Below are 21,715 nucleotides of genomic sequence, written 5' to 3' on the forward strand. Positions count from 1 at the left end.
GCCATGTGCTACCAGCTACCGGAGCAATGGATAACATTACGTAAGAGAAACACCACTTGTTTCGACAGGTGGTGTTTTCTGTTTGACTACCTGGAGTGCGTTTGGCAAATCAAGTTGGCAGGGAAGAAGCGACGGAAGACCCTTTTCTCAAAAGGATCGTTTATATTTTTAATAAAAATAAGTTTAATCAGAAGTGCGTTTTTATTTAATATTGATATATACCTTTTATGTTGTATGAAATGTATTGGGCGGCTGGTGGTAAAAGGCTGATGAGCCAGAGGCTGAAGGGTCGCCGAGGTGAACATCAGTCTTTCTGACGATGTGCGGCGAAATCACAGACAGGAGCGATGAGCATGGCCAGGGAAGTTGGGAAATACCATCAGACGGTAAAGTTGCGCAACGGGGTGTTGCATTTGTTTGCCAATGCGGAAGTGCTCGCTTCGTTGGACAGAAAAGTATACAAGATGGCGGATAACAATCTGCGCATACCACGCAATCATTTTATGAGTTATACGCCGGATGCGCACGTGTCGTCTGGTGCGTGCGTAGGCACAACGGCGGTGTGGAAGATGAGCGATGGTTTCGTGTCCCCGTCCATTGTGGGCTCAGATATTGGTTGTGGCATCAGGGTTCATTTGACCCCCTTACATAAACGGGATCTGCAAGATAAAAAGGTGCGGCGCAAGCTGATTAAAAGAATTGAAAAATACGTTCCAACCAAACGGATTGCCTCTCCTTTTCGCAACATTGAGCTGGAACGGGTGGTGAAAGAGGGGGTTTACGGTCTGCCTGCGGAGTATCTGCCCGAACGGGGTGACGTGAGTGCCGTTCGCTCCGTTACTCATTTGGAGCATGCCCGGTTTGCGTATGATATGGCTGCGCTGGAGATCCTTCCTGAGCGTATATGGAAACAAACAGGCAGGGAATTGGGGACGTTGGGCGGGGGAAATCATTTCATCGAAATTCAGCATGTACGGGTGGATGAAGGGCAACGGAAGATAGCTGAGAAGTGGGGGTTGTTTGACGGCCAGGTGGTAGTGATGATCCACTCCGGGTCTCGCGCTTGGGGGCGAATGTTGAGGTCGGAATATACGAACCGCATCAAAGACGCGATGGAGATGTGGGGCATCGGCACCCGTGATCCCAGGCTTATTTATGTCCCGATTCATGCAGAAGAAGGGAGATGGTACCTCAATCTGATGTATTCGGCTTTAAATTATGCCGTCGCCAACCGGCACATGATCGCGTTTGGCGTGCGAGCAGCGTTCCAAGAGGTGTTCGGCACCGATCTGGAAATGCCCGTTTTGTATGATTTGATGCACAATTATGCGTTGGAGGAAACACATCGTGGCCAGTCGATGTTGGTTCACCGCAAAGGAACGACCCGCGCATTACCTGCCGGACATGAATTGAATCCCGAACCTTATCGGGCAACGGGGCATCCCGCTTTGATCCCAGGTTCGATGGGAACGGCGTCGTATATCATGGTGGGAGCGAAAAGCGGGGAGAAGAATTTTTATTCCATCTGCCATGGTGCGGGGCGCATTTACGCTCGGGATGCGGTGCGGGAACATGTGTCTGTGGATGCGTTCGCCCATTCGATGAATGTGGGGACGGAAGAAGAAGTGGTCGTCAACCGCTGGACATTGGAGCATATTTTGACAGAGTGTCCGCAAGCGTATAAAGATGTAGATCAAATCATCGATTCGGTAGTAGGAGCGGGACTAGCCTCGGTGGTAGCGGAATGCCGCCCGATGGCAGTGGTGAAAGGAACGTGACCGGAGAGGGACTATTTGACTGATTGATTTCAAATCATTTTTATAGATTAACTATTATAATAAATAATACAATGCTGTTAAATGAAAATCAGAGGCGAGGGGATTCGCGTGAAAGCGAACCGCGCGCCAAATTATAACCATTCAGTAAAACGAAAAAGGTGAAGCTCATGCTTAAAAAGCTGAACATTTCTCCGGGCGCGGCGGTGGGCGCGCTGGTGGTGTTTTTGATGATGTGGGGTGCAATCGGGTGGCTTGGCGCCGGAATTATGCATTGGGGGCCGCGCCTTAGCAAGCAGGGACCTCCGGATGGGGTAGTGTTTTGGAGTTACATGTCTAACCCGGTCAGGGTTTTTCAAGAAGCTTGGCAACAGGAAAGCTTTACAGAGTTTTTGGCGTTTGCTTGTGTTATCGCGTTGATCTTGGCCTACTTGGTTTATCGCTTTTTTGCTAGGGATACTGTGTACAAGGAAGCTTCTTCATATGGAGCGTACGGAACTTCCCGGTTTGCCAACAGCCGTGAGATATTTAACGACAAGACGTTTGCCAAGCGCACTAAAAATATGAGCGGCCCCAAAAATATGAACAATCCCGCCGGGCTGATCTTTGGCTTGTATCGCAACAAACCGGTGATCTTGCCTGAGACGACAAAGATTCCCAACCGCAACGTGTTTATCGTAGGTTCTCCCGGTTCGGGCAAAACACAGTCTTATATCCTTACCAATATCATACATGAACGAGAGCGGTCGATTGTGGTGACCGATCCCAAGGGAGAGATTTACGAGGCGACCGCAGAGTTAAAACGGCAACAAGGCTATGAAGTTCGTTTGGTCAATTTTAAGGAGATGACTATCAGCGACCGGTATAATCCCCTTGACTATATTCACAAAGAGATTGATGCGGAGCAAATCGCCACCACGATTGTCTTGAACTCTCAGACTGACATCAAACCGGATTTTTGGACGCGGGCTGAAATCGCCTTGTTGAAAACGCTGTTGTTGTACGTGAAGTACGAGTATCCGGAAGAGGCGACGATGGCCAAAGTGAAGGAGATCCTGACGGTACAAGGGGCCAATCCCAAGCGGATGGACAGCACGTTTAGGAAATTGAAAGAAGACCATCCGGCTTATCAAGCCTATTTGGTGGTGAAGATGGCAGAAGAGCGGGTGCGAGCCAGCATTTTCATTTCTTTGGGCGTCACATTGTCCAAGTTTGATCCCACCGATGTCCGCAAGTTTACGGAAACAAGCGATTTCAAACTGGATGACATCGGCAAACGCAAAATGATCGTCTACTGCATCTTGCCTGTGGCTGATGCCACCTGGGAACCACTTATCTCCACTTTTTTCAGCCAAATGTTTCAGCGCTTGTATGATGTGGCCGACAAAAACTTCAACCGGCTGCCAGTCAAAGTGAATTTGTTGTTGGATGAGTTCCCCAATCTGGGTACGATTCCCGGCTATGAGGAAATCTTGGCCACTTGCCGCAGTTATGGCATCAGTGCCAGCACGATTATCCAGTCGATCGGTCAGCTTATCGACAAATACAGCCAGGACAAAGCCGAAGCGATTGTGGGCAATTGCAGCTTACGCTTTTTGCTGGGAGTGGGGGACAAGCTGACGGCGGAATATTTCAGCCAATTGATAGGACAAACGACTGTTAGAACGTCGTCCACTTCTTCGTCCATCCAACTGGGAGATCCGGGTTCGGTTTCGAAAAGTTATTCGGCCAGAAACTTGCTGACACCAGATGAATTAACGCGATTGCCGAGGGAAGAAGCAATCTTGTTGGTCGCCGGCATGCATGGCATCCGATTGCGCAAGGCATTCCAATATGAGTTTTTCAAAGGGGTTTTAAATGAATCCAATTTGACGAGCCGCTTTGATTATCTTGCTCTCAGGGAGTTTCAATCTCACCAAACGACCTCGTTTTGACATCGACGAAAGAGAGATGGAAAGGTTTCGTATGTTGATAATATATAAATTTATGCTATAATTAAGGCGCTTTTATCACCACAACCATTTGCAGCAATGACACAACCCTTTTCAAACTCAAACAAATCACTTCTATAGCGTGTCTGGTGAATAGGCCAGCGGCTCCAAAACCATGTTCTCATTCGCTTCACTTGTCCATCAGCGCTTCTTGAGAAAAGGTTTTTCCTGCCAACCTGATTTGCCAGACACACCTTACCATCCCTATCCATTTCAAATTCGAGTCAGGGAAATGAGAAAGAAGAGACAACAAAAACCTTATCAACGGTGGATGCATGCAACAGGCTTGATTCGCATGGATCAATGGTTGATAAGGTTTTTCCTGTCTTCATTTGAGCTGGACGGCTGAAGTGAAAGGGTATTATTTGTTTGAAGTGGATTATTTCTTTTTAGTGAAAATCAACTAGCGGCAAATCGATGTTGTTAAAATTTGTGATATTCTCAATTTGAAAGGGATGTTAGTTTTGGTTTTTGCTTGATGTATGCGACAGAGCTGGAGGCGAGAGATGTTGTCATTGTTTCGCGACGAACATGCTTATAGAGGTTGTTATCACATCGAACAGACCGTTTCATTCTTTGATGGGCAATTGGCCATTGCCAAGTCCGAATCTAAGCGATATTACCTGCAAGCCGTTCTCTTGCGGAAGCCAGCTTCTTCTTGGGCGATTCAACAATATCGATCATTGAATCATCCATTGGTGATTCCTTGCGAGGAAGTGTTTGCTGATAAAAACTACCTGGTGCTGGTTCGTCCGTATGAACCGATCCATCCTTTGTATGAAGCGGTGGCCGAACAGCGGGATGAATCCCAGTTGATTGAATGGACGAAGCAGTTGCTCGATTTGGCTAAGAAGTTAAAGGAAAAATCGTTGCCGATGTATTTGTTGCCCGATCCTCGCAATATTGGCTTGAACCAGCATCATCAATTGCGGGTGTTGTTTTGCGGGATAGAGCAAATCACTTCTCCACAACCACCGATGAGTTGGGGCACTTTTTTGTTCAGTGCCCTGTCAGGTGAGTTTCCTGATGCGCCACTCAAGCGGTTGCCGCGGGGTTTTTCCGCTTCCAGGCCGATGATTCGGCTTATTGAAAAAACGTTGGGCGAGAAATCGTTTAACCAAATATTGGAACAGATCGACCAGTTTGAGAAGCGAAAGGAGAATCAAGGAAGCGGAACCCTGTTCAGTCGCTGGTTTAGTGGAAGTGAGCCGACGGGGGTGAAGTCACCGCCACCCGTACCGCCCATGCCGGCAACCAAACAGATTGAGTCGAGCGGGTCACAAACGCTGCCGCCAGCTGAAAGTGAGATGGTGCTTGAGGAAGAACCGCTACAGCAGGACTATGCAGAGCAATTGCGGCTCCAATACGAACTGCTGCGGCATGAACAGTTGGAACAGCAACGCTTGGAGATGGAACAGCAGATACGGCAAATGCAGGAGATGTTGGCACAACAGCAGCGGGAGCTTGAGAAATTGCAACAGGAGCAGAGGAACAAACTGAAAGCAAAACCGAGCCAAGCATTGCAGGTTGATAGCCCACCAGAAAAGGAACAAGAGCGGGAAGAAGAGCAGGAGAAGACGACAGAGAAGCAGAAGCGGGCAAAATTGGAGAAGAAAAAAAGGCCAACCAATGAAAAAGCGCCAGCGGAACAGGAGGCGCAGATCCTGCCGGAGTCTGAAACGCCAGATGCAAAGGCGGATTCGTCAGAAACGAGTCACTCCTCTGCCGATGACAAAGAGCGAGCGAGTGAAGAGTTGAAACGGTTGAAACAGGAATGGACAGAATGGAAGGCGAGAGAACATGAGCGGCTGGAGAAGGAGCGGGAGCAACGTCGTGCCGTGGAGAAAGAGCTACGGCAGAAGTTGGAGGCGCTCAAAAAGGAACGGTTGGAGTGGGAACGACAGGAAAAAGAAAAGCAGGATTTGAAGCAGAAAGAATACGAACAGCGTAAACAAGCATTGCTCCAACAACTGGGCTTAGCTACAGAGGAGAGTGGGCCATCAACGGGCACCAAACCGCGGAAGAAAAAGAGAAATGCCAAACAGGCAAATAGCCATTCAACAGAAGAACATAAGGAATGAGAAAACAGGGCGATCATCTGATCGCCCTGTTCACGTTGTGCGCTGAGATTACTGAATCGTATATGGCTTGTTTTCCCACTCAAAGGTGAAAGGGCCGTTCAGGTCAAAGTTGCCACTTTTCACGATTTGCATCAGGGAGCGAACTCGGCCCACCGAGCGAGACCATTCATCGCGGGTGTCGGGGTTGTGCGCATGGGACAAGACATCTTGACGTACCGTTAGAAACATTGTGACCCACTCTTTTTCATTGACCCCAGATTTGGGTGTGCCGTTGGCTTTGTTGCTGGTTTTCTCAATCAGTGCGGGAAATCCGTCTGGGTCGTCCCCTTCCCCGTGCTGGATGATTGAATCGTAGAAAATTGCTTTTCCCAGCGCGGTTGTTACACCCACACGTTCGGCGTGCTTAAGGGCTGGGTTGTAATACATTTGATCGGTAACCGCGTCTTGTGCAGCCAGGAATTGGGGGTCTTTGGCGGCTTGTTTCCACGCTTTTTCATACCCGACCAAACCGGAGATATCATCGGGGGCAGTAGCTGAGATGAGCCGTTTTAGCTCCGGTAGGAAACGGGCGAGCGGATTGTCAGGGACGCGGTTGGTATATTGGCGGACAACTTCGTAAGCATCACCGGTGCCGGTGGTGAATCCGGCCTTCCCGCTGGTGTATCCCCGTCCGTCGTTTAAATATTCCACATAGTCATATTGGATCTCGGTTGTGCCGTTTTCAAAGACACTGGTGATTTGTTCCGTCCGTCTTTTCTGCGCTGATGATGAAGGTGGCAGGTTGGATTTGGCGGGAGGTTTCGTTTCACCAGACGGCTTGTCCGTTTGCTCGTTGCCTGGAAAAACGACTTTCCCGGTCAGGTAAGGCATGGGGTCCACCGGAGTTCCGCGAATCCGCACTTCAAAGTGCAAGTGCGGCCCGGTACTCCAGCCAGTGGACCCGATCAGCCCGACCGTTTGACCATTGCGCACCGTCGAGCCTTTGCTTACCAAGATTTTTTGCAGATGGCCGTATAGTACGGAAATGCCGCCACCGACATCGATCACCACCGTGTTGCCATAGCCGCCCATCTGTCCGGCGAATACCACTTTCCCATCGGCGACAGCCGCCGCCGGTTTGCCGGCGATCCCCGGTGCCGCAATATCGACACCAGTATGCAACCGCCGGGTTTTCTTGATAGGATGAACACGGTAACCGAAGGGAGAGGTGATGGTGCGGGTGAAGGGGGTTGGCCAGCTCAGGTTCTCGGGCGGATTGATATCGGTGGGGATATCAGAAACCGGATCTGAGCCGTTGCCATAGCCAGGCACGTCTACCACTCCGCTATCAATTGGTCGGATGGTGTAACTGTTTGCATCGGAGGCTTGCTTTTCGATCTCATGGTAGTAGTACAACACATCTTGTGCATATTCTTGGGCCTGGAGATCGGTACCGTCGCGATTATCCTTATAGTAAGCGATCAAATGTTTTCTGAGTTGATCATCCGATTGGTTGAGAGCAATGCCTTTCACTTGCATGTAGCGGGCGGCGGTGAATACCGCATCCCAAGTTTGTTTTGGGTCGGCGTAGCTGTCTTGATCGGCATCAACACCATAACCACCAGCATCACTGATACGCTTTGCTGGGAAATATTCCACATCTTGCTGTTTGTACGGGGTGTAATTGGAGCCGACCCAGATTTTGCGCCGCAGGTTGAAGGAACTTAGATGTGTATTATCGTTTAGTTGTTCCCCCACTTTATTGTCGGAGTTTGGCGTTACTTTGCCTCCGAATCCCGATTCTTTGTAATGGACGGCGGCTACCAAGGCCCAAGGCACTTGATATTGCTGTTGTGCTCCTTGGTAATATGCTTGCAAGGTGCCGGTCATTCCCAAGGGGCCGATCTGGGATTCCGCCTGTTGATCTGCTTCTCGGTCCACATCGCTGGGAATGTCAATGCTGTGACCAGTGATCAAGGTGAAGATGGGGCCTAAGATCATGGCCAAAAAGGCGACGAAGGCGACGATCAGCAGAAAAGGGATCAAGAAAATGATCATGCCCGATCCGGCGATCGCGGCTGAGACCATTGCGAACAGTCTGGCGAGGACTTTTTCACCCATCGGAGCTCACCTGCAACTCGCTTACGCGCCATTTCCCATCGCTGTCCTTCACCACGGTGACCCAAAACCATTCTTCATCATCCATGGTCGTTCCGCTCTTCAGGGTGAGTGCCTGAACTGTCACCACATTCCATTCCATTTCGGTTGCATTGCCCCCGTCAACGGGAAAAACCTTCAATGCTTTTAATTCTTTTTTGGTAATTTCGGAACCGGTCAATGAGCCGGTTTTTGCAAATCGCTTAAAAAAATCGTTGGTGACAAACGGTTGGATCTTGTCGATGTAGGCCAAGGGATTGTCCGCATCATAAGGGACATAGTGGCGGACGAATGACTCTGCCACCTCTCGAGACTTGATCGCATCCTGCTCCGTCGCTGTCGGTTTGGTTTCCGCGGGGGAGCCGCCACCCCCAATCACCCATGAGAAAAGGTTGACATGGCTGAATCCAAAGCCGAACAGCCCGAGGATGCCAATGACGAGCAGGATTCTGACATGTTTGTTCATGGTCGCCTTCCCTTTCTACAGTGATTGGTGAAGTGCGCGTTCCATTTGCTCTTTGCGGCTAAACTTGTTTTCTGTCACTTTCAGATTGAGCACTTTTTGTTCATCCGGCGAAGACTTCACCTTCATTTCAATCCGTTTCCCCGCAGCAATGTGAATGCAATATCCTTGCTGTTTTCGCTTGCCGAGGATGCTGAGCTCTTTTTCTGAGAAATTCATGAAGCGGGATAATTCTTCGATGTCCTTCTCAGACATGCGCATAAATGTTTTGATAAACGCGTTGTTAAAGATGGCGGTGCCGTATTTCCCGATGGTCAGGAAGTCGTCGACGTTTTGCGTCGCCGTGGTCAGGAAGCCGCCGTATTTACGCACCCGTTTGGCGATTTCGCGCAGGAATTTCATCGTCTGCTGGTTGTCTTCATCCGCTAAAAGCCAGGCTTCATCAACATACAACCCTTTTCTTTCGGAACGGTCAATCTTCATCTCTTCCCAGATTTCTTTCAATAACAAGTCCATCAAGGGACGTTTCACTTCATCGCTTAACTCGTGGATGTCAAAGATGGTAACCTTGCCATCCATGTTCCAGTTGGTCTGCCCGTTGAACATGCTGGAATAGGGGCCGGTCACGTATGGTTTCAAGGTGGCGATAATCTCTTGGGATCCCTCTTGCTTTTCCAAGATCCGAACCAAGTCACTCAAGGTGGGGAATTGGTCGGGCATCTTCGCATCATCGCCATGCAAGGTGAGCCCTTTCTCCTCATAGGCCCGTTGGATCCCTTCTGTCAGCAGGGCTTTTTCAATCGGGCTTAAGTTGGGGCAGATCCAGGAAAAGAAGCTCATCATTTCCGCGATTTTTCGCCGCAAGTACTGTTGGATGTCATTTTTTCCGTCAGTGGTGCTGTCATCGCTGTCCACGACTGTGGAACGGATGTGAAATGGGTTGGTCGTGAATTCTGACCCCAACCGGAACAAAATCCGCTCGGCATGAGGGATAAAATATTCGCGCTCGGGATCGATCACGAAGATGCGCTCGCTGCGCCCGGTCGTGATGTGGCGCAACATGTCCAGACGTAAGTAAAAACTTTTCCCCGAACCCGACTCCCCAAACACCACTTCGTTGGGGTTGTTGAAAAAGAGGTTGTTGTAGCGGTCATAGATGACCGGGCTGTCCGTTTTGCCGTTCATGCCTTTTAAGACCCCTTCATTAAAGTTCAGGTCTGAAGAGTTGAATGGCAAAATGGATGCGACCAAGGTGGATTGCATCGGCCAGCCGACACGGCGTTCAAATTCCAGATCGGCGGCATAGCAGATCGGCAGGAGATACCACATCAACTTATGCCCTTGGTACAAAAGCTTTTTGGCGCGGAAGCGGCTGGATGCGATCGCCGTTTCCAACCTTTTTTCGGCGGACTTCAGCTCATCCATGTTCTCCTCTTTCACACAGATGATGAAGGTGGTGCTGAATAAGTTTTCTGCATCGGATTGCAGACTTTGCATCAATTCTTCCAAGCTCTGCCGCTCCCGCTCATATTTTTGCTGGTACATGGGGGGAAGGGAGCCCATCAATTTGCTCTCCAGCTCAATGATCTTGGCACTGGTGGAGCGGACGAACAGGGTTTTGTCAGTCGGGCGCAAGATGATGGACAAATCCAGGTTAGCCTTGGTACTGACAACGCGTTTAAGCCAGGCGGCACCCACTTCATCGGGGAAATTGGAAAAGGTGTAGAAGCTGTGGTACATCTCGTCCATTTCCAAGTAGCGACCTTGGTGATCCCGGATTGCAAGGGGAGCGATTGCTGACAGCTTCATATCGGGATAGTAAGGCTGTCGTTGCGATGTTTGAGGGTTCAGTTTTTCATAACAAACTTTTTTGATTTCATCCCCGGAAGCAGGAATTGCTCCCATGCCCCCGGACTCCAGGTATTCCATCATGGACAGGGACATGTCGTACAGCTGGTCGTGCGCGTCCACGGCATTTTTGACGTTGGAATGCAAGATGAGGTAAAAGTTGTGAATGTTACGGGCATTTTGCGCATAGTTCTGCAAAAACAGTTTTTTGGACAAAATGCGTTGCAACAGATAGTTGTCGTCCTCCTCTTCTGCTTGCTCCGCTTTTTTGTCCAGATATTCGAAGTATTGCTCGATGTCGATCCGCTCGGATGAGATGAGGATTTGCACGGCATTGTCAATCGTCACCGCATTGAGGCAGGATTGGATCGCTTCCACCGCTAACACGATGTCGTCATCCGACAACAAATCAGAGTTAATGGTGTCTGTGATTTTCAGCACCATTTTATAATATCCGTCTATCGTTTGAACGTAATGGGATTCAATGCTTTGAATGGGTATCTGTTGGACTTCTTCCTCATTCTCTTTCCCTTTTTTTGAGGTCAACCCTAATTTTGAGAGTATCGATTTTTTCGCCATGATGTTGTTCCCCCCAATAAAGTCGCACTTTTTGTGAATAGGCCCACTTTAAGATGTCAATCAAGAAGGCGCCGTTCATTGCGCCGCTCCGTTCATCGGTCATGAACAGATAGAAGAACATGCCCCCAAGTGTGCCGGCGACCATCACGCCAGCGACCGGCGTTTGGGTCAGCAGGTAGCATCCCCAGCCGATCGCACCGCATGCCACCGCGGTCGGGGCGAAGTAAATCCACCCCTTAAACTCCAATCCGAGAAAGCTCTGCCCTTTTTTCACATTGCGCGGAATGGTGTACCGCATGATTTCACCTACTTTCCGCTTGCTGCTTTATTTGTTTTCGCGGTTGCTCTCGCATACCTGAACCTAGTCATCGCCTGGCTGGCTTTTGATCTGACGATTGAACCGGCTCCACCCAGGCCAGCGCCTTGCAAGTATTGGCGCAGGAGTTTCGGTCCTTGCAAAGCCACCATGACGATGGCGACCGCCAGAATCAGTTTCGAGAAGAAGGCCCCGTTCAAGCCCAGTTCCATATTGCGTATCAGCATCAACAACAGGGTCAGCAAAAAGAAGTGGAGGCTTTGCGTGAAAATGACGGCAATGCTTTCCGTCCAATAAGTGGTGTACAGATTGCTGCGATTGGTGTAGGATGTGGCGAACAACGGACCCAAGAAATACAGCAAAATCAACTCCACATAGCGCATCGCACTCGCATATGCGAAAATAGCGAAGGCGATGAACAGAATGATGCGGGTAAACACGCGTTGCCACGGGTCTTCCAAGGCGCAGAAGTCGACCATCTTGGACAAGCTCTCGCCGGATTGAATCTTATAGGTGCCCGAAATGCTGATAAAGCTGTTCAACATGTCGACATTCAGTTTCAGCAGGAAATTGGAGAAGATGTATGGAGTCGCCATCACGAGTACCAGACTGACTGCATAGGAGCCCACGATTTCGGCGAAGTTGGGCTCTGATTCTCCAGTCAAGTTATCGCGCAACCCTTTCAAGATGCGGACGATGAAAAAGATGGTGGCAAGGGTAAAACCTCCCGTCACAAACCATTTGTCCAATGTGGTGAAGATGGCTTTGTCTTTGGTGAAGATGGTACCGATCGAGTTGATGAAGTAGTTGTTGCCCCCGCCGTGTGCGCCGTCCATCTGCACAAACGTGGCCAAAGCGGTGGTCAGCCATGTGCTGATGGGATCGACAAACACGATCAGGATTTTGTCTAAGACGAACCCGAGCAAGTCGACGACGAATCCGATCGGGTCGCTGAAAATTTTCCAAAAGCTTAATCCGCTTTTGCACATGTCTTCATGCCTCCTTCCGCAGAGGAAAAACAAACCCCCATCCCGGCTCATGGGATGAGGGGAAGAGAAAATGGAGTATCCCCGTTATTGGCCGCCGCCCAAAATCTTCCAAATCCAGTTTCCCAGCCATGTGGCGCTCCCAGCCAGCGCAGCGCCGATGATGGCTCGGGTCATCCGTTCCTTGATCGCGTTGGTCTCTGAACCGTCTTCCGCTTTGGCCAGCATCAGGCCACCGATAACCAATGTCAAGATGATGACCCCCGGCACCAAAAACAGCATCCAACTGCTGATCGATTGTAAAATCTGTTGCAGTCCGTTAACAAACTGTGGTGTTCCGCCCAAGATAATCCCTCCTGATGTGTGTGACACAAATGAACATTTTTAATAGGAATACAAATATCATGATATCGAAATATTGAAACCGAATGATTTTTTAATTAGCTTGTAAACCCATGTGAACAAAGCGCTTCACTTAATCCTGTAAAATTGCACATCGTCAAAATCGGCCCAGTTTTCCGCTTTGGCTTCGCTGTAGATGAACACGGTGGCTGTGCCCGAGGTGACCTTGATGTCGGGTACGGTGAATTCCGTCCAGACATCGGGGATTGCTTTGTTTTTGAGGTCAATGGACGCCTTTTCACCTTTTTCTTTTCGGTCGTAACTTCTCACGCCGAATTCCAGGTGGCGTTGCCCGCCTCCGCTGCGCAACCAGATTTTTGCTTCATAAACGCCGTTTGGCAGGTTATCTAATTTTTGGTATATTCTTTGCTTGTAAGGTTTGTCCGACCAGTAGTTCAGGTCTTTTTTTCCGGTGTGTGGGAAATCTTTTACAATGCTAGTGACATGATTTTGCCCGTCGGGAGCCCATCTGCGCCAACCCTGTAGGTCATTTTCAAAGCTGGGGTTTTGCACGAGGTTTTGCCGCAATGGAGGATCTGTCGAGCGGTTTGATTCTTCTGTCGTTTTCTCTTTGGAGACTGGCGGCTTCTCGCCCATGGTGGTCGGTTTCATTTGCGTGTTGGGCGCCAAAAAGAAAAGATAGCCACCAACGGCCAGCAGGGCGAACAAGATGAGACCGCCCGTCAGGAGAATCCAAAATTTGTAGCTACGAGTTGATGTCGATTCGGGTTTGTGTTGGGGTGAAGGAGGTGTTTTTTTGGAAGTGTCCAGTTTAGTGAATAGTGCTATCGTGTCAAATTTCTTGTCGGAAGACGGACCCTGCTGGTGACGGCGGTTGTTCTTTTTCACGATTTCCTCCTTTTCTTTTTTGGATTCTCTTCCCCTACCAGAGTAATGCAGAAAGGAGAGGAGATTGGATGACTCTTGTCAACCATATCCTTGCTGAGTTAATCCCATTATATAAACGAATAAAAAAATAGTAAATATTTATTGTTGACGATAAATAGATAATTTAAATTAACAACAAAATAATTAGATTATATTTTGGATTTATACAATAGATCCTCCTTGCAACCAGTGGGAAAGGCGGTCGGCTTTGCCATGACTGCGCTGGAACATGTGCGCAACTGAACATTGATCGCGAAGATCCATGTGGTGATATGTTGTCTTGGTCATCACATCGATTTGTTTATTGATGCGGCATCATTACGCTAAATCGATGGAAAGCACAGGGGAAGGAATCATAAAGAGAGCAGCAGTGAGGGATTGAATTTTTATAAATGTATGAAAATCAATCGCCGGTCGAAAAGAGGGGAAGACGAAGATGGGGTTTGGTTTCCAGCTTTTCTTTGTTATACAATGTTGATTGTTGATGACTTCACAAGATGGTAGAAACAGCAGGCGCGGATGCATGAAAGGATGTTATAGATGAGCAAAACAGTGGTGTTGGCTGAAAAGCCTTCTGTTGGTAAAGATATAGCCAAGGTGTTGCGCTGCCATAAACAAGGCAATGGGTATTTCGAGGGGGACCGGTATGTGGTGACCTGGGCCTTTGGACATTTGGTTACCCACGCCGACCCGGAAGCGTACGGAGAGCAATATAAGACATGGCGCTTGGAGGACTTGCCCTTGCTCCCTGATCGCTTGAAATTGGTGGTGATCAAAAAGACGGGCCGGCAATTCCAACAGGTGAAGCAATTGATGTCCAGGCCGGATGTGAAAGAGATCGTCATCGCCACTGACGCAGGGCGCGAAGGGGAATTGGTGGCGCGCTGGGTGATTGAGAAAGCGCATATCAAAAAGCCGATTAAGCGCTTGTGGATCTCATCCGTGACGGACAAGGCGATCAAGGAAGGATTTCAACGCCTCAAGGACGGCAAAGAGTACGAGAACCTATATCATTCTGCTGCGGCGCGGGCGGAAGCCGATTGGTTGGTGGGAATCAACGCGACGCGGGCCCTGACTTGCAAGTATAACGCCCAGCTTTCTTGCGGACGGGTGCAGACACCCACGCTGGCGATGATCGCCCAACGCGAAGCGGAAATCAAGAACTTTAAGCCCAAAGCTTTCTATGGGATGGAAGCGGTGGCCGAAAATGGCCTCAAACTGGTGTGGCAGGATGGCAAATCGAAGGATTGGCGCATCTTCTCGCAAGAAAAGCGCGATCGGTTGCTATCCATGTTAGGTGATCGGGAAGCGATTGTTACCGAAGTGCGGAAGAGCAAAAAGAAGCGTTTTGCCCCATCGCTTTATGATTTGACCGAATTGCAAAGAGAAGCCAATCAGCGGTTTGGTTATTCCGCAAAGGAAACGCTGTCCACCCTGCAATCGCTGTATGAATATCATAAAGTGGTCACGTATCCCCGTACGGATTCCAGGTACCTCTCCTCAGACATCGTGAGCACCTTGAAGGATCGCATCGAGGCTTGCCGGGTCGGGCCGTATGCCAAGCTGGCCCAACAGGCCCGCCTTCATCTGAAACCGGGCAAACATATTGTGGATGACAGCAAAGTATCGGATCACCACGCGATCATTCCTACAGAAGAACCGGTGTTTCTGGACAAGTTGAGTGTCAAGGAGCGGAAGATCTATGATCTTGTCGTCAAGCGGTTTTTGGCGGTGATGTTCCCGCCGTTTGAATATGAGCAAACCACGGTGCGGGCAAAGATTGGTGGCGAGACATTTGTCGCCAAAGGGAAAGTGATCTTGGCGCAGGGTTGGAAACAGGTGTATGGCGATTTAGTGGAAGAGGAAGAAGAAAAGGAAGGCATCAAAGAGCAAATCCTGCCGAATCTGACGGAAGGACAGCGACTCGCCATTCGCGCGATCAACCCGACCCAAGGGGAAACCAAGCCGCCGGAACTGTTTACGGAGGGAAGTCTGCTCGCGGCGATGGAGAATCCAGCCAAATTCATGGGCAATGAGCGGAAAGATTTGATTAAAACATTGGGGGAAACCGGTGGATTGGGTACAGTGGCTACCCGTGCCGACATCATTGAAAAATTGTTTGACAGCTTCCTGATCGAAAAAAACGGCAAGCATATCCGCATCACTTCCAAAGGAAAGCAACTCCTCGATTTGGTGCCGGAAGAATTGAAGTCGCCGGCATTGACGGCCAAATGGGAGCAAAAGTTGAGTGCCATTGCTAAAGGGAAGCTGAACAAAGCCGCTTTTGTCTCGGAGATGAGGGGTTATGCCAAGGCCGTGGTCAACGAGATCAAAGAAAGCGAGAAAACATTTCGGCATGATAATCTGTCAACCAAAAAATGCCCGGACTGCGGCAAACGGTTATTGGAAGTGAAGGGCAAAAAAGGGCAGATGCTGGTTTGCCAAGATCGGGAGTGCGGGTATCGCAAGAGTGTCTCTATCATCACCAATGCCCGATGCCCTGAATGCAAGAAGAAGCTGGAACTGCGTGGAGAAGGGGAGGGCCGGATCTTTGTCTGCATCTGCGGCCACCGCGAGAAGTACGCAGCATTCCAACAACGCAAGGAGAAAGAGAAAAAAGGCAAGGTGTCGCGTCGGGAGATTGCCAACTATATCAAACAGCAAAACAAGCAACAAGAAGAAGGGCATCCTGCTTTGAAAGAAGCGTTGTCCAAGTTGTTTAAACAAGATTAATTTCGTTTGGCACAAGAAGCCGTTAACTAATTAAAAACCGCTCGCCTTCTGTCATCTGATGTGGAGGCGGGCGGTTTCATCACTGATTGTATCGGCGATCCGTCGAAACCGAGTGTGTCTTGGATAACTGGGTGGTTTACTCAGGTATCATGGCACTAGCTGAATTTTTTAAGAATTTGCCGCAAGGCGAACAATGACAGCAAGAAGGCAGTAGAAGACAACGTGAGCGAGGCACGGGCAAAGAATCGTTGCACCGCGTGGCTACAACCATGGGTGTTCACCCGTAAGATGCGTGTGAATGTTTTCATATTTCACTCTCCTGCTTGCGGAATAAAGCAATACATTGGACTATAGGCATGTGTATTTATATTTATATAAAACATTATATCACCCGTAATGAAGAGAATCATAGCGGTGAAGGAGGGTGAATTGATGACAATGCTGGAACAACTGTGGATCGCGGAGAAAAAAATTCTTTATGAAGAGATGTCTGCTCCAAAAGCGAAAATCCGTGTAATCAAAGGCTTTTTTGTAGGTTTGTGGCAGGTCGGAAAAGGGAGCTCGAACCATTTTGTACCGATTGTAGCCAGCGTCAAGTGCAAATTTGTGTTAAACTAAAACAAAAGAAAGTAATATGTTAAGTGTTTTTTGGATACAGAAGGTGTGCTGACGGTACCCCCTCGAGGGATTCCCATGCTGCCTGCGTCCGAAGGATGCACTGTGGACATGTGATGGCAAAATATGGGTGTTGCCATCCGTCCCAAATCTAACCAAACCACTAGTCAAAGGAGGAATGGCATTTGATTGCTGTTGCTGAGAAAAGAAATGAAGGAACCAAAGAAGAAGAACGCAAGAAGTTGGCATGGCTCAAAAGCTTGAAGCGGATCACCTTCATTTTGCTGGGTGCGATTCTTGTAGCCGTGGCGTTGGAAATTTTTTTGGTCCCCAATGATGTAATTGACGGAGGGATTGTGGGTATTTCCATCATTTTTGCCCACCTTTCCGGTTTAAACTTAGGGGTCTTATTATTTGTACTCAACCTTCCCTTCTTCTTTATCGGATATAAACAAATCGGGAAAACCTTCGCCCTGTCTACTCTGTTGGGCGTTATTGTCATGTCTGTTGGAACCAACTTGCTCCACTCGGTACCGGGTTTAACAGATGATCCTTTGTTGGCGGCGGTATTCGGAGGAATCATTTTGGGGATTGGCGTCGGCTTGGTCATCCGCAACGGAGGTTCCTTGGATGGAACGGAAATTTTGGCCATTCTGTTTAACAAAAAATTGCCGCTTTCCGTGGGTCAAACAGTGATGATTTTCAACCTGTTCATCCTTGGCAGTGCAGGGTTTGTGTTTGGTTGGGATCGGGCCATGTATTCCTTGATGGCTTATTTTATCGCTTTTAAAATGATCGATGTAGTGATCGAAGGTTTTGATGAAACGAAATCCGTATGGATCATCAGTGACAAACCGGAAGAGCTGGGGAATTGCATATTGCAACGTCTGGGTCGGGGCGTCACTTACTTAAACGGTGAAGGCGCCTACACTGGTGACTCCAAAAAAGTGATTTTTTGCGTCGTGACCCGTTTGGAAGAAGCCAAACTGAAGTTGATTGTAGAAGATGTGGATCCCCAAGCTTTTCTGGCGATCGGCCATATTCATGATGTACAAGGCGGAAGGTTTAAAAAGAAAGATATTCACTAACACAACAAGCTCTTTTCCCTTCCCATCCGGGAACGGGTTCATAAGCATCGCCTGTTCAAGCGACGTCTTGAACAGGCGATTTGTCGTATTTATGGGTTAATCCAATCCGTCAACCACCCCGATCTCAACGATGTTCACCCGGGGAACAATTCGCACTTTGACCCGCGGATACTGTTTTTGCCATGTTTTGAAGTCCCAGTTTCGGGTGCGGCTGCGCACATAATCCCCGAGCCCCAGGGGATCGATCCCCAATTGTTGAAACGTGCGGATCAGCTGATGTCCTTGTTGCGAAACCTGCTTTTTCAATGCGTGTGCCGTCTGGCTCACATGTTGGGGCTTCAAGTGTTTCCCGGAGAATTCGTTGATCGAACCTCTGATGTTTAAGTCGATGGTGATTTCGGGAGTTGTTTGCGTATTGCGGATGGAGATTCTTCGGCTTGAGTTGATCACCCGCATCGCGACGAATTTATCCCCGATTTGCACTTTGATGCCGGGAAAGCGATTGTTACCATAGAGGGTGTTGAAGGTGAACTGGTGACTACGGTTCAGTTGGAAGACCATACGGTCTTTTTTAAAAAAAGCCAACCCTGTCAGCATGATTTCCCCATCAGTTAATTTCAATAACGGCAAGAAGGGGTCCTTGCCCTTGGTGTAATACGCAGACAAGAAATAATGCAGACTGTTATGGGGGATCAGGCCGTTTTGGGTGTTGTGTTCAAGCATGGATGCGATGTAATGGCCCGTGTCGCGTGTGCCGAACGATTGGTTCAGTATTTCTTTGGTGTTTTCATCCGTCACGGCCAAGCTGAGGCTGGTTCCGATGTTGGGATCGCGATGCAAGATGTCGATCGTGTGGAGGAGCCCGCGCTTGGCCATTTCCTTGTTGAATAGGGCGACTTCCAATTTTGCGTTGGCCAGGTTGGCGCTACTTTCTCTGTTCAATGAGGTCAAGGCTTCTTTGCCTAAGTTGGCGGTAATGGAAAGCGTTTTGTTTACAATCGAGGCGTCGGATCTGAAGACGGGGGTAACTGCGGTCATTGTTGCCGTTTGTTCATCGATATAATCATAACCGACGGCGGTGACCAGTTGAATTTCATCCAATACGTTTTTTCTTACATTGCCGAAAATGATAATACAGATCGCAATGATAATCAATGTGATGGGTTTCATCCATTTGATCCACTTCTTCATGATCTCTTCCTCATTTTGTGTCGGATGTGGTAGATGATGAACAGAATGGGGATGTAAGCGTACAAAAGATAGATGCCGATCATGGAGACAAGGGAGTTGAAATGGTCAATCTGCATCCGGTTGTTTAACAGGCAGGTGATAATGAAGCTCCCTGCAAGCAAAATGAGCAAGGCACTGCGTTGAGTGATTTGGAAAATCCGTTTCACCCCGCGGCTGGCAGCCCAAAACGCGGTGCAAATATTGGGTAGGATGATGATGGTCCACGCAGATATGGCGACATACTCAATCCGCTCAAGCACCGGCAACTTAATCACCTTCCACATGGTCAGGGTGGGCCATATTTCAACTTGTAAATGATCTTCGCCGTAATAGGCGAAGGTGACGATAGCGACTCCCGCATAAATCAACGTCGTGAACAGATTGCCGTAATGCGCCCATTTTTGCGATTTCTCTGGTTCGATGAAATACGGGTAATAGAGCATCAACAACTCGAATCCCAAAATGGTGAATGTCATTTCTTCCACGGACTTAAGCAAATCTGTGACGGAGTGATCCATAATCGGTAGCAAATTCCGGAAATTGGCGAATTCCAATGGGGCCAAAAAAGTGGGTATCAAAATGAGCGGAATGATGGCCCCAAAATAGCAAGCTCCCGCAATGGCACGAAATCCATTGCTCACGATATAGTACACAGAGGTCAAAAACACCAGGGCGAACGGCCATGTTTTGAACAGGGGAAACACCCACACCTGAATTACTTCAATGAAAGTCCGTAACACCGTCGTCCCGGAGATAAATACTTGGAGGATAAACAGAAAGCTAAGCAGGTTGCCGATCCATTTGCCAAAGACGGTTTGATGAATGGAGATCAAGTCGTTTTGTTCTTTGTTCAGTATTTGGTACATCATCCATAAAAGCAAATGGATGATGAGCCCGGACAGGATGACGGCAATCCATGCGTCATGCCCGGAGGTTTTTGCGATATAGCGTTGGAATCCCAACACTCCCACGCCGAATTGCGTTTTATATATCAAGAAAAATGCTAGGTAGGGTGAAACGCGATATTGTCGATTCACATGCGCTTGCATCGGATCAGCCTTCCTTCTTGCGGAATCATTCATCTATATCCCGCGGTTTCTGCCTCCATGGGGGTGTGAGGCCCTGTTTGTTCTGTGTCTGGAGATATGCAGGGCGATAAGATTGTTTATTGAAAGGTAACCGAATGAAAGAGTCGCGCAAGTCTTTCAAGCGGAGAGGATAGATGGGCTCCAGATAAGGGCGCCCCAACGAAGTCAGCCGCAGCAGATGCCCCATCACAAAGATGAACGCAATCGCTACCCCTATCAATCCCCATAACTGGGCAAACAAAAGAAACGGAAACCGGAGCAGACGAATAGCGTTGCCCATGCGATAAACCGGTGTTGTGAAGGATGCCAGCGCCGCCAGCGCGACGAAAATCAACAGCACGTTGCTGGTGAGACCCGCTTGCACGGAAGCGGTTCCGATGACAATCCCGCCGACGATACCGATGGTTTGGCCTACTTTTGTCGGCAAGCGGGCCCCTGCTTCACGCAACAATTCGATCGTCAATTCCAATATCAACGCTTCCAATATCGGGGGAAACGGGACGATGCTCCGCGACGTAACCAAGGTGACCATCAAATCAGTTGGAATCAGTGCGTAATGATAAGTGACCACCGCGACATAAATGGGGGTGATCAGGATGGAAAACAAGACGGAAAACAACCGGACAATCCGGAAGAAGGATGCCATTTGCCAATTAATGAAGTAATCTTCAAACGCTGAGAAAAATTCGACTAGCGTGGTAGGAGCGATCAGGGCATGGGGGGAACCGTCCACCATGATGACAATGCTCCCTTCGGCCAAAACGGCGGCTACGCGTTCAGGCCGTTCCGTGTCCAACATCTGCGGAAAAATAGAGTTGCTGTTGTCTGTGATAAGTTGGGAAATGTAGGAGCTGTCAAGGATTTGGTAAAACTCGATCGCTTTGATTCGTTGTAATACCGTGTTGACATTTTCTTCATTGGCCACTCCGTCGATATACAACACTGCCACTTTGGTTTTGGAATATGTTCCGACGGTGAACTCTTGTAACTGTAACTCTTTGATGGGCAAGCGTTTGCGAACCATATTTAGATTGGTTGTCAATGACTCGACAAACGACTCCTTCGGGCCGACGACGGAAAATTCTTCTTGGGGAATGGAGACGGCCCGCGATTTGTCCAATTCGGCGCGCGCCAACACTCCTTCCAGAACCCGGTCACTAAATCGAATCCATACGTACCCGCGCAACAACAAGTCTTGGATCTTTTCAAGATCATCCGTAATCTCTTTCTCCTCAATGGGAATCACGGATTCGACTTCTTGCAACGTAGGAAAAGATAGTTTGTTTAAATAAGGCAAAATGTCCCGGTGCAACACTTCCGGGTCCACCAACGAGGTGATGTGTGTAATCCAGTACGGATGGGTTGTATTCGTATGATGGGTATGGGTGAAATCACCGCGTTCCCAAAAAGGTTCAGCCCACGTGGATGGCGGTTCAGCCGTTTCCTGTCTGTTTTTTCTCGGTCTTCTGATGCCGGTCACCCCCTCGCGACGCATG

General features: G+C 48.9%; 17 protein-coding genes. 6 read left to right on the forward strand and 11 right to left on the reverse strand.

Annotated features, from left to right (window positions below; genetic code table 11):
- Positions 1-353: 353 nt before the first annotated feature.
- From EDC32_RS01380 to EDC32_RS01390, 3 genes are all read left to right on the forward strand, one after another.
- Entirely contained in the window at positions 354-1,778 is a 1,425-nt protein-coding gene (locus tag EDC32_RS01380; RefSeq protein WP_425460149.1) for an RtcB family protein, read from the forward strand.
- 167 nt (positions 1,779-1,945) lie between these two features.
- Positions 1,946-3,709 (forward strand): VirD4-like conjugal transfer protein, CD1115 family, encoded by a 1,764-nt coding sequence (locus EDC32_RS01385; protein WP_132219723.1) that lies wholly within the window; start codon positions 1,946-1,948, stop codon positions 3,707-3,709.
- A 563-nt stretch (positions 3,710-4,272) separates the two neighbouring features.
- On the forward strand, positions 4,273-5,847 hold the full coding sequence (locus EDC32_RS01390; RefSeq protein ID WP_132219724.1) for a hypothetical protein: 1,575 nt from the start codon (positions 4,273-4,275) through the stop codon (positions 5,845-5,847).
- Between the two features lie 48 nt (positions 5,848-5,895).
- Here the strand turns inward: EDC32_RS01390 and EDC32_RS01395 are convergent, their stop codons facing one another.
- From EDC32_RS01395 to EDC32_RS01425, 7 genes are all read right to left on the reverse strand, one after another.
- Positions 5,896-7,947 carry a chitosanase gene (locus EDC32_RS01395; RefSeq protein ID WP_132219725.1) on the reverse strand — a complete coding sequence of 684 codons (2,052 nt, stop codon included), beginning with the start codon at positions 7,945-7,947 and terminating at the stop codon, positions 5,896-5,898.
- Entirely contained in the window at positions 7,940-8,449 is a 510-nt protein-coding gene (locus EDC32_RS01400) for a hypothetical protein (protein WP_132219726.1), read from the reverse strand. Before EDC32_RS01400 ends, EDC32_RS01395 begins: the two co-directional genes overlap by 8 nt.
- A gap of 15 nt (positions 8,450-8,464) precedes the next feature.
- Entirely contained in the window at positions 8,465-10,873 is a 2,409-nt protein-coding gene (locus tag EDC32_RS01405; protein ID WP_132219727.1) for a VirB4 family type IV secretion system protein, read from the reverse strand.
- On the reverse strand, positions 10,812-11,171 hold the full coding sequence (locus EDC32_RS01410) for a hypothetical protein (protein WP_022737198.1): 360 nt from the start codon (positions 11,169-11,171) through the stop codon (positions 10,812-10,814). The genes EDC32_RS01405 and EDC32_RS01410 overlap by 62 nt, the downstream gene beginning before the upstream one ends.
- 8 nt (positions 11,172-11,179) lie before the next feature.
- The gene (locus tag EDC32_RS01415) at positions 11,180-12,178 is read right to left on the reverse strand and encodes a conjugal transfer protein TrbL family protein (RefSeq protein WP_132219728.1); all 999 of its coding nucleotides are present in this window, start codon (positions 12,176-12,178) and stop codon (positions 11,180-11,182) included.
- 84 nt (positions 12,179-12,262) lie between these two features.
- Complete coding sequence (locus EDC32_RS01420) at positions 12,263-12,520, reverse strand: pilin (protein ID WP_022737200.1); 258 nt, start codon at positions 12,518-12,520, stop codon at positions 12,263-12,265.
- A gap of 126 nt (positions 12,521-12,646) precedes the next feature.
- Positions 12,647-13,426 (reverse strand): hypothetical protein, encoded by a 780-nt coding sequence (locus EDC32_RS01425; protein WP_132219729.1) that lies wholly within the window; start codon positions 13,424-13,426, stop codon positions 12,647-12,649.
- Positions 13,427-14,005: 579 nt separating this feature from the next.
- Between EDC32_RS01425 and EDC32_RS01430 the strand changes: the two genes are divergently transcribed.
- Positions 14,006-16,198, forward strand: a complete 2,193-nt coding sequence (locus tag EDC32_RS01430; RefSeq protein ID WP_132219730.1) for a DNA topoisomerase III — start codon at positions 14,006-14,008, stop codon at positions 16,196-16,198.
- Positions 16,199-16,353: 155 nt separating this feature from the next.
- Here the strand turns inward: EDC32_RS01430 and EDC32_RS16185 are convergent, their stop codons facing one another.
- Positions 16,354-16,506, reverse strand: a complete 153-nt coding sequence (locus EDC32_RS16185) for a hypothetical protein (protein WP_158283177.1) — start codon at positions 16,504-16,506, stop codon at positions 16,354-16,356.
- A gap of 124 nt (positions 16,507-16,630) precedes the next feature.
- Between EDC32_RS16185 and EDC32_RS01435 the strand changes: the two genes are divergently transcribed.
- The gene (locus tag EDC32_RS01435; protein WP_132219731.1) at positions 16,631-16,816 is read left to right on the forward strand and encodes a hypothetical protein; all 186 of its coding nucleotides are present in this window, start codon (positions 16,631-16,633) and stop codon (positions 16,814-16,816) included.
- Positions 16,817-17,055: 239 nt separating this feature from the next.
- Positions 17,056-17,901: a YitT family protein gene (locus EDC32_RS01440; protein ID WP_054096184.1), complete on the forward strand. Its 846-nt coding sequence runs from the start codon at positions 17,056-17,058 to the stop codon at positions 17,899-17,901.
- Positions 17,902-17,997: 96 nt separating this feature from the next.
- Here EDC32_RS01440 and EDC32_RS01445 read toward each other — a convergent pair whose 3' ends face one another.
- Genes EDC32_RS01445 through EDC32_RS01455 form a run of 3 tightly spaced genes read right to left on the reverse strand, consistent with a single transcriptional unit; the run spans position 17,998 to position 21,714 of the window.
- Positions 17,998-19,092 (reverse strand): Ger(x)C family spore germination protein, encoded by a 1,095-nt coding sequence (locus tag EDC32_RS01445; protein WP_132219732.1) that lies wholly within the window; start codon positions 19,090-19,092, stop codon positions 17,998-18,000.
- Positions 19,089-20,180, reverse strand: coding sequence for a GerAB/ArcD/ProY family transporter (locus tag EDC32_RS01450; RefSeq protein ID WP_158283178.1), 1,092 nt, complete (start codon positions 20,178-20,180; stop codon positions 19,089-19,091). The genes EDC32_RS01445 and EDC32_RS01450 overlap by 4 nt, the downstream gene beginning before the upstream one ends.
- Before the next feature lie 25 nt (positions 20,181-20,205).
- Positions 20,206-21,714, reverse strand: coding sequence for a spore germination protein (locus EDC32_RS01455; protein WP_132219734.1), 1,509 nt, complete (start codon positions 21,712-21,714; stop codon positions 20,206-20,208).
- Between the last annotated feature and the right edge of the window lies 1 nt (position 21,715).

It is taken from the genome of Laceyella sacchari (genome assembly GCF_004343255.1).
In the GTDB taxonomy this organism is placed as follows: Bacteria; Bacillota; Bacilli; order Thermoactinomycetales; family Thermoactinomycetaceae; genus Laceyella; species Laceyella sacchari.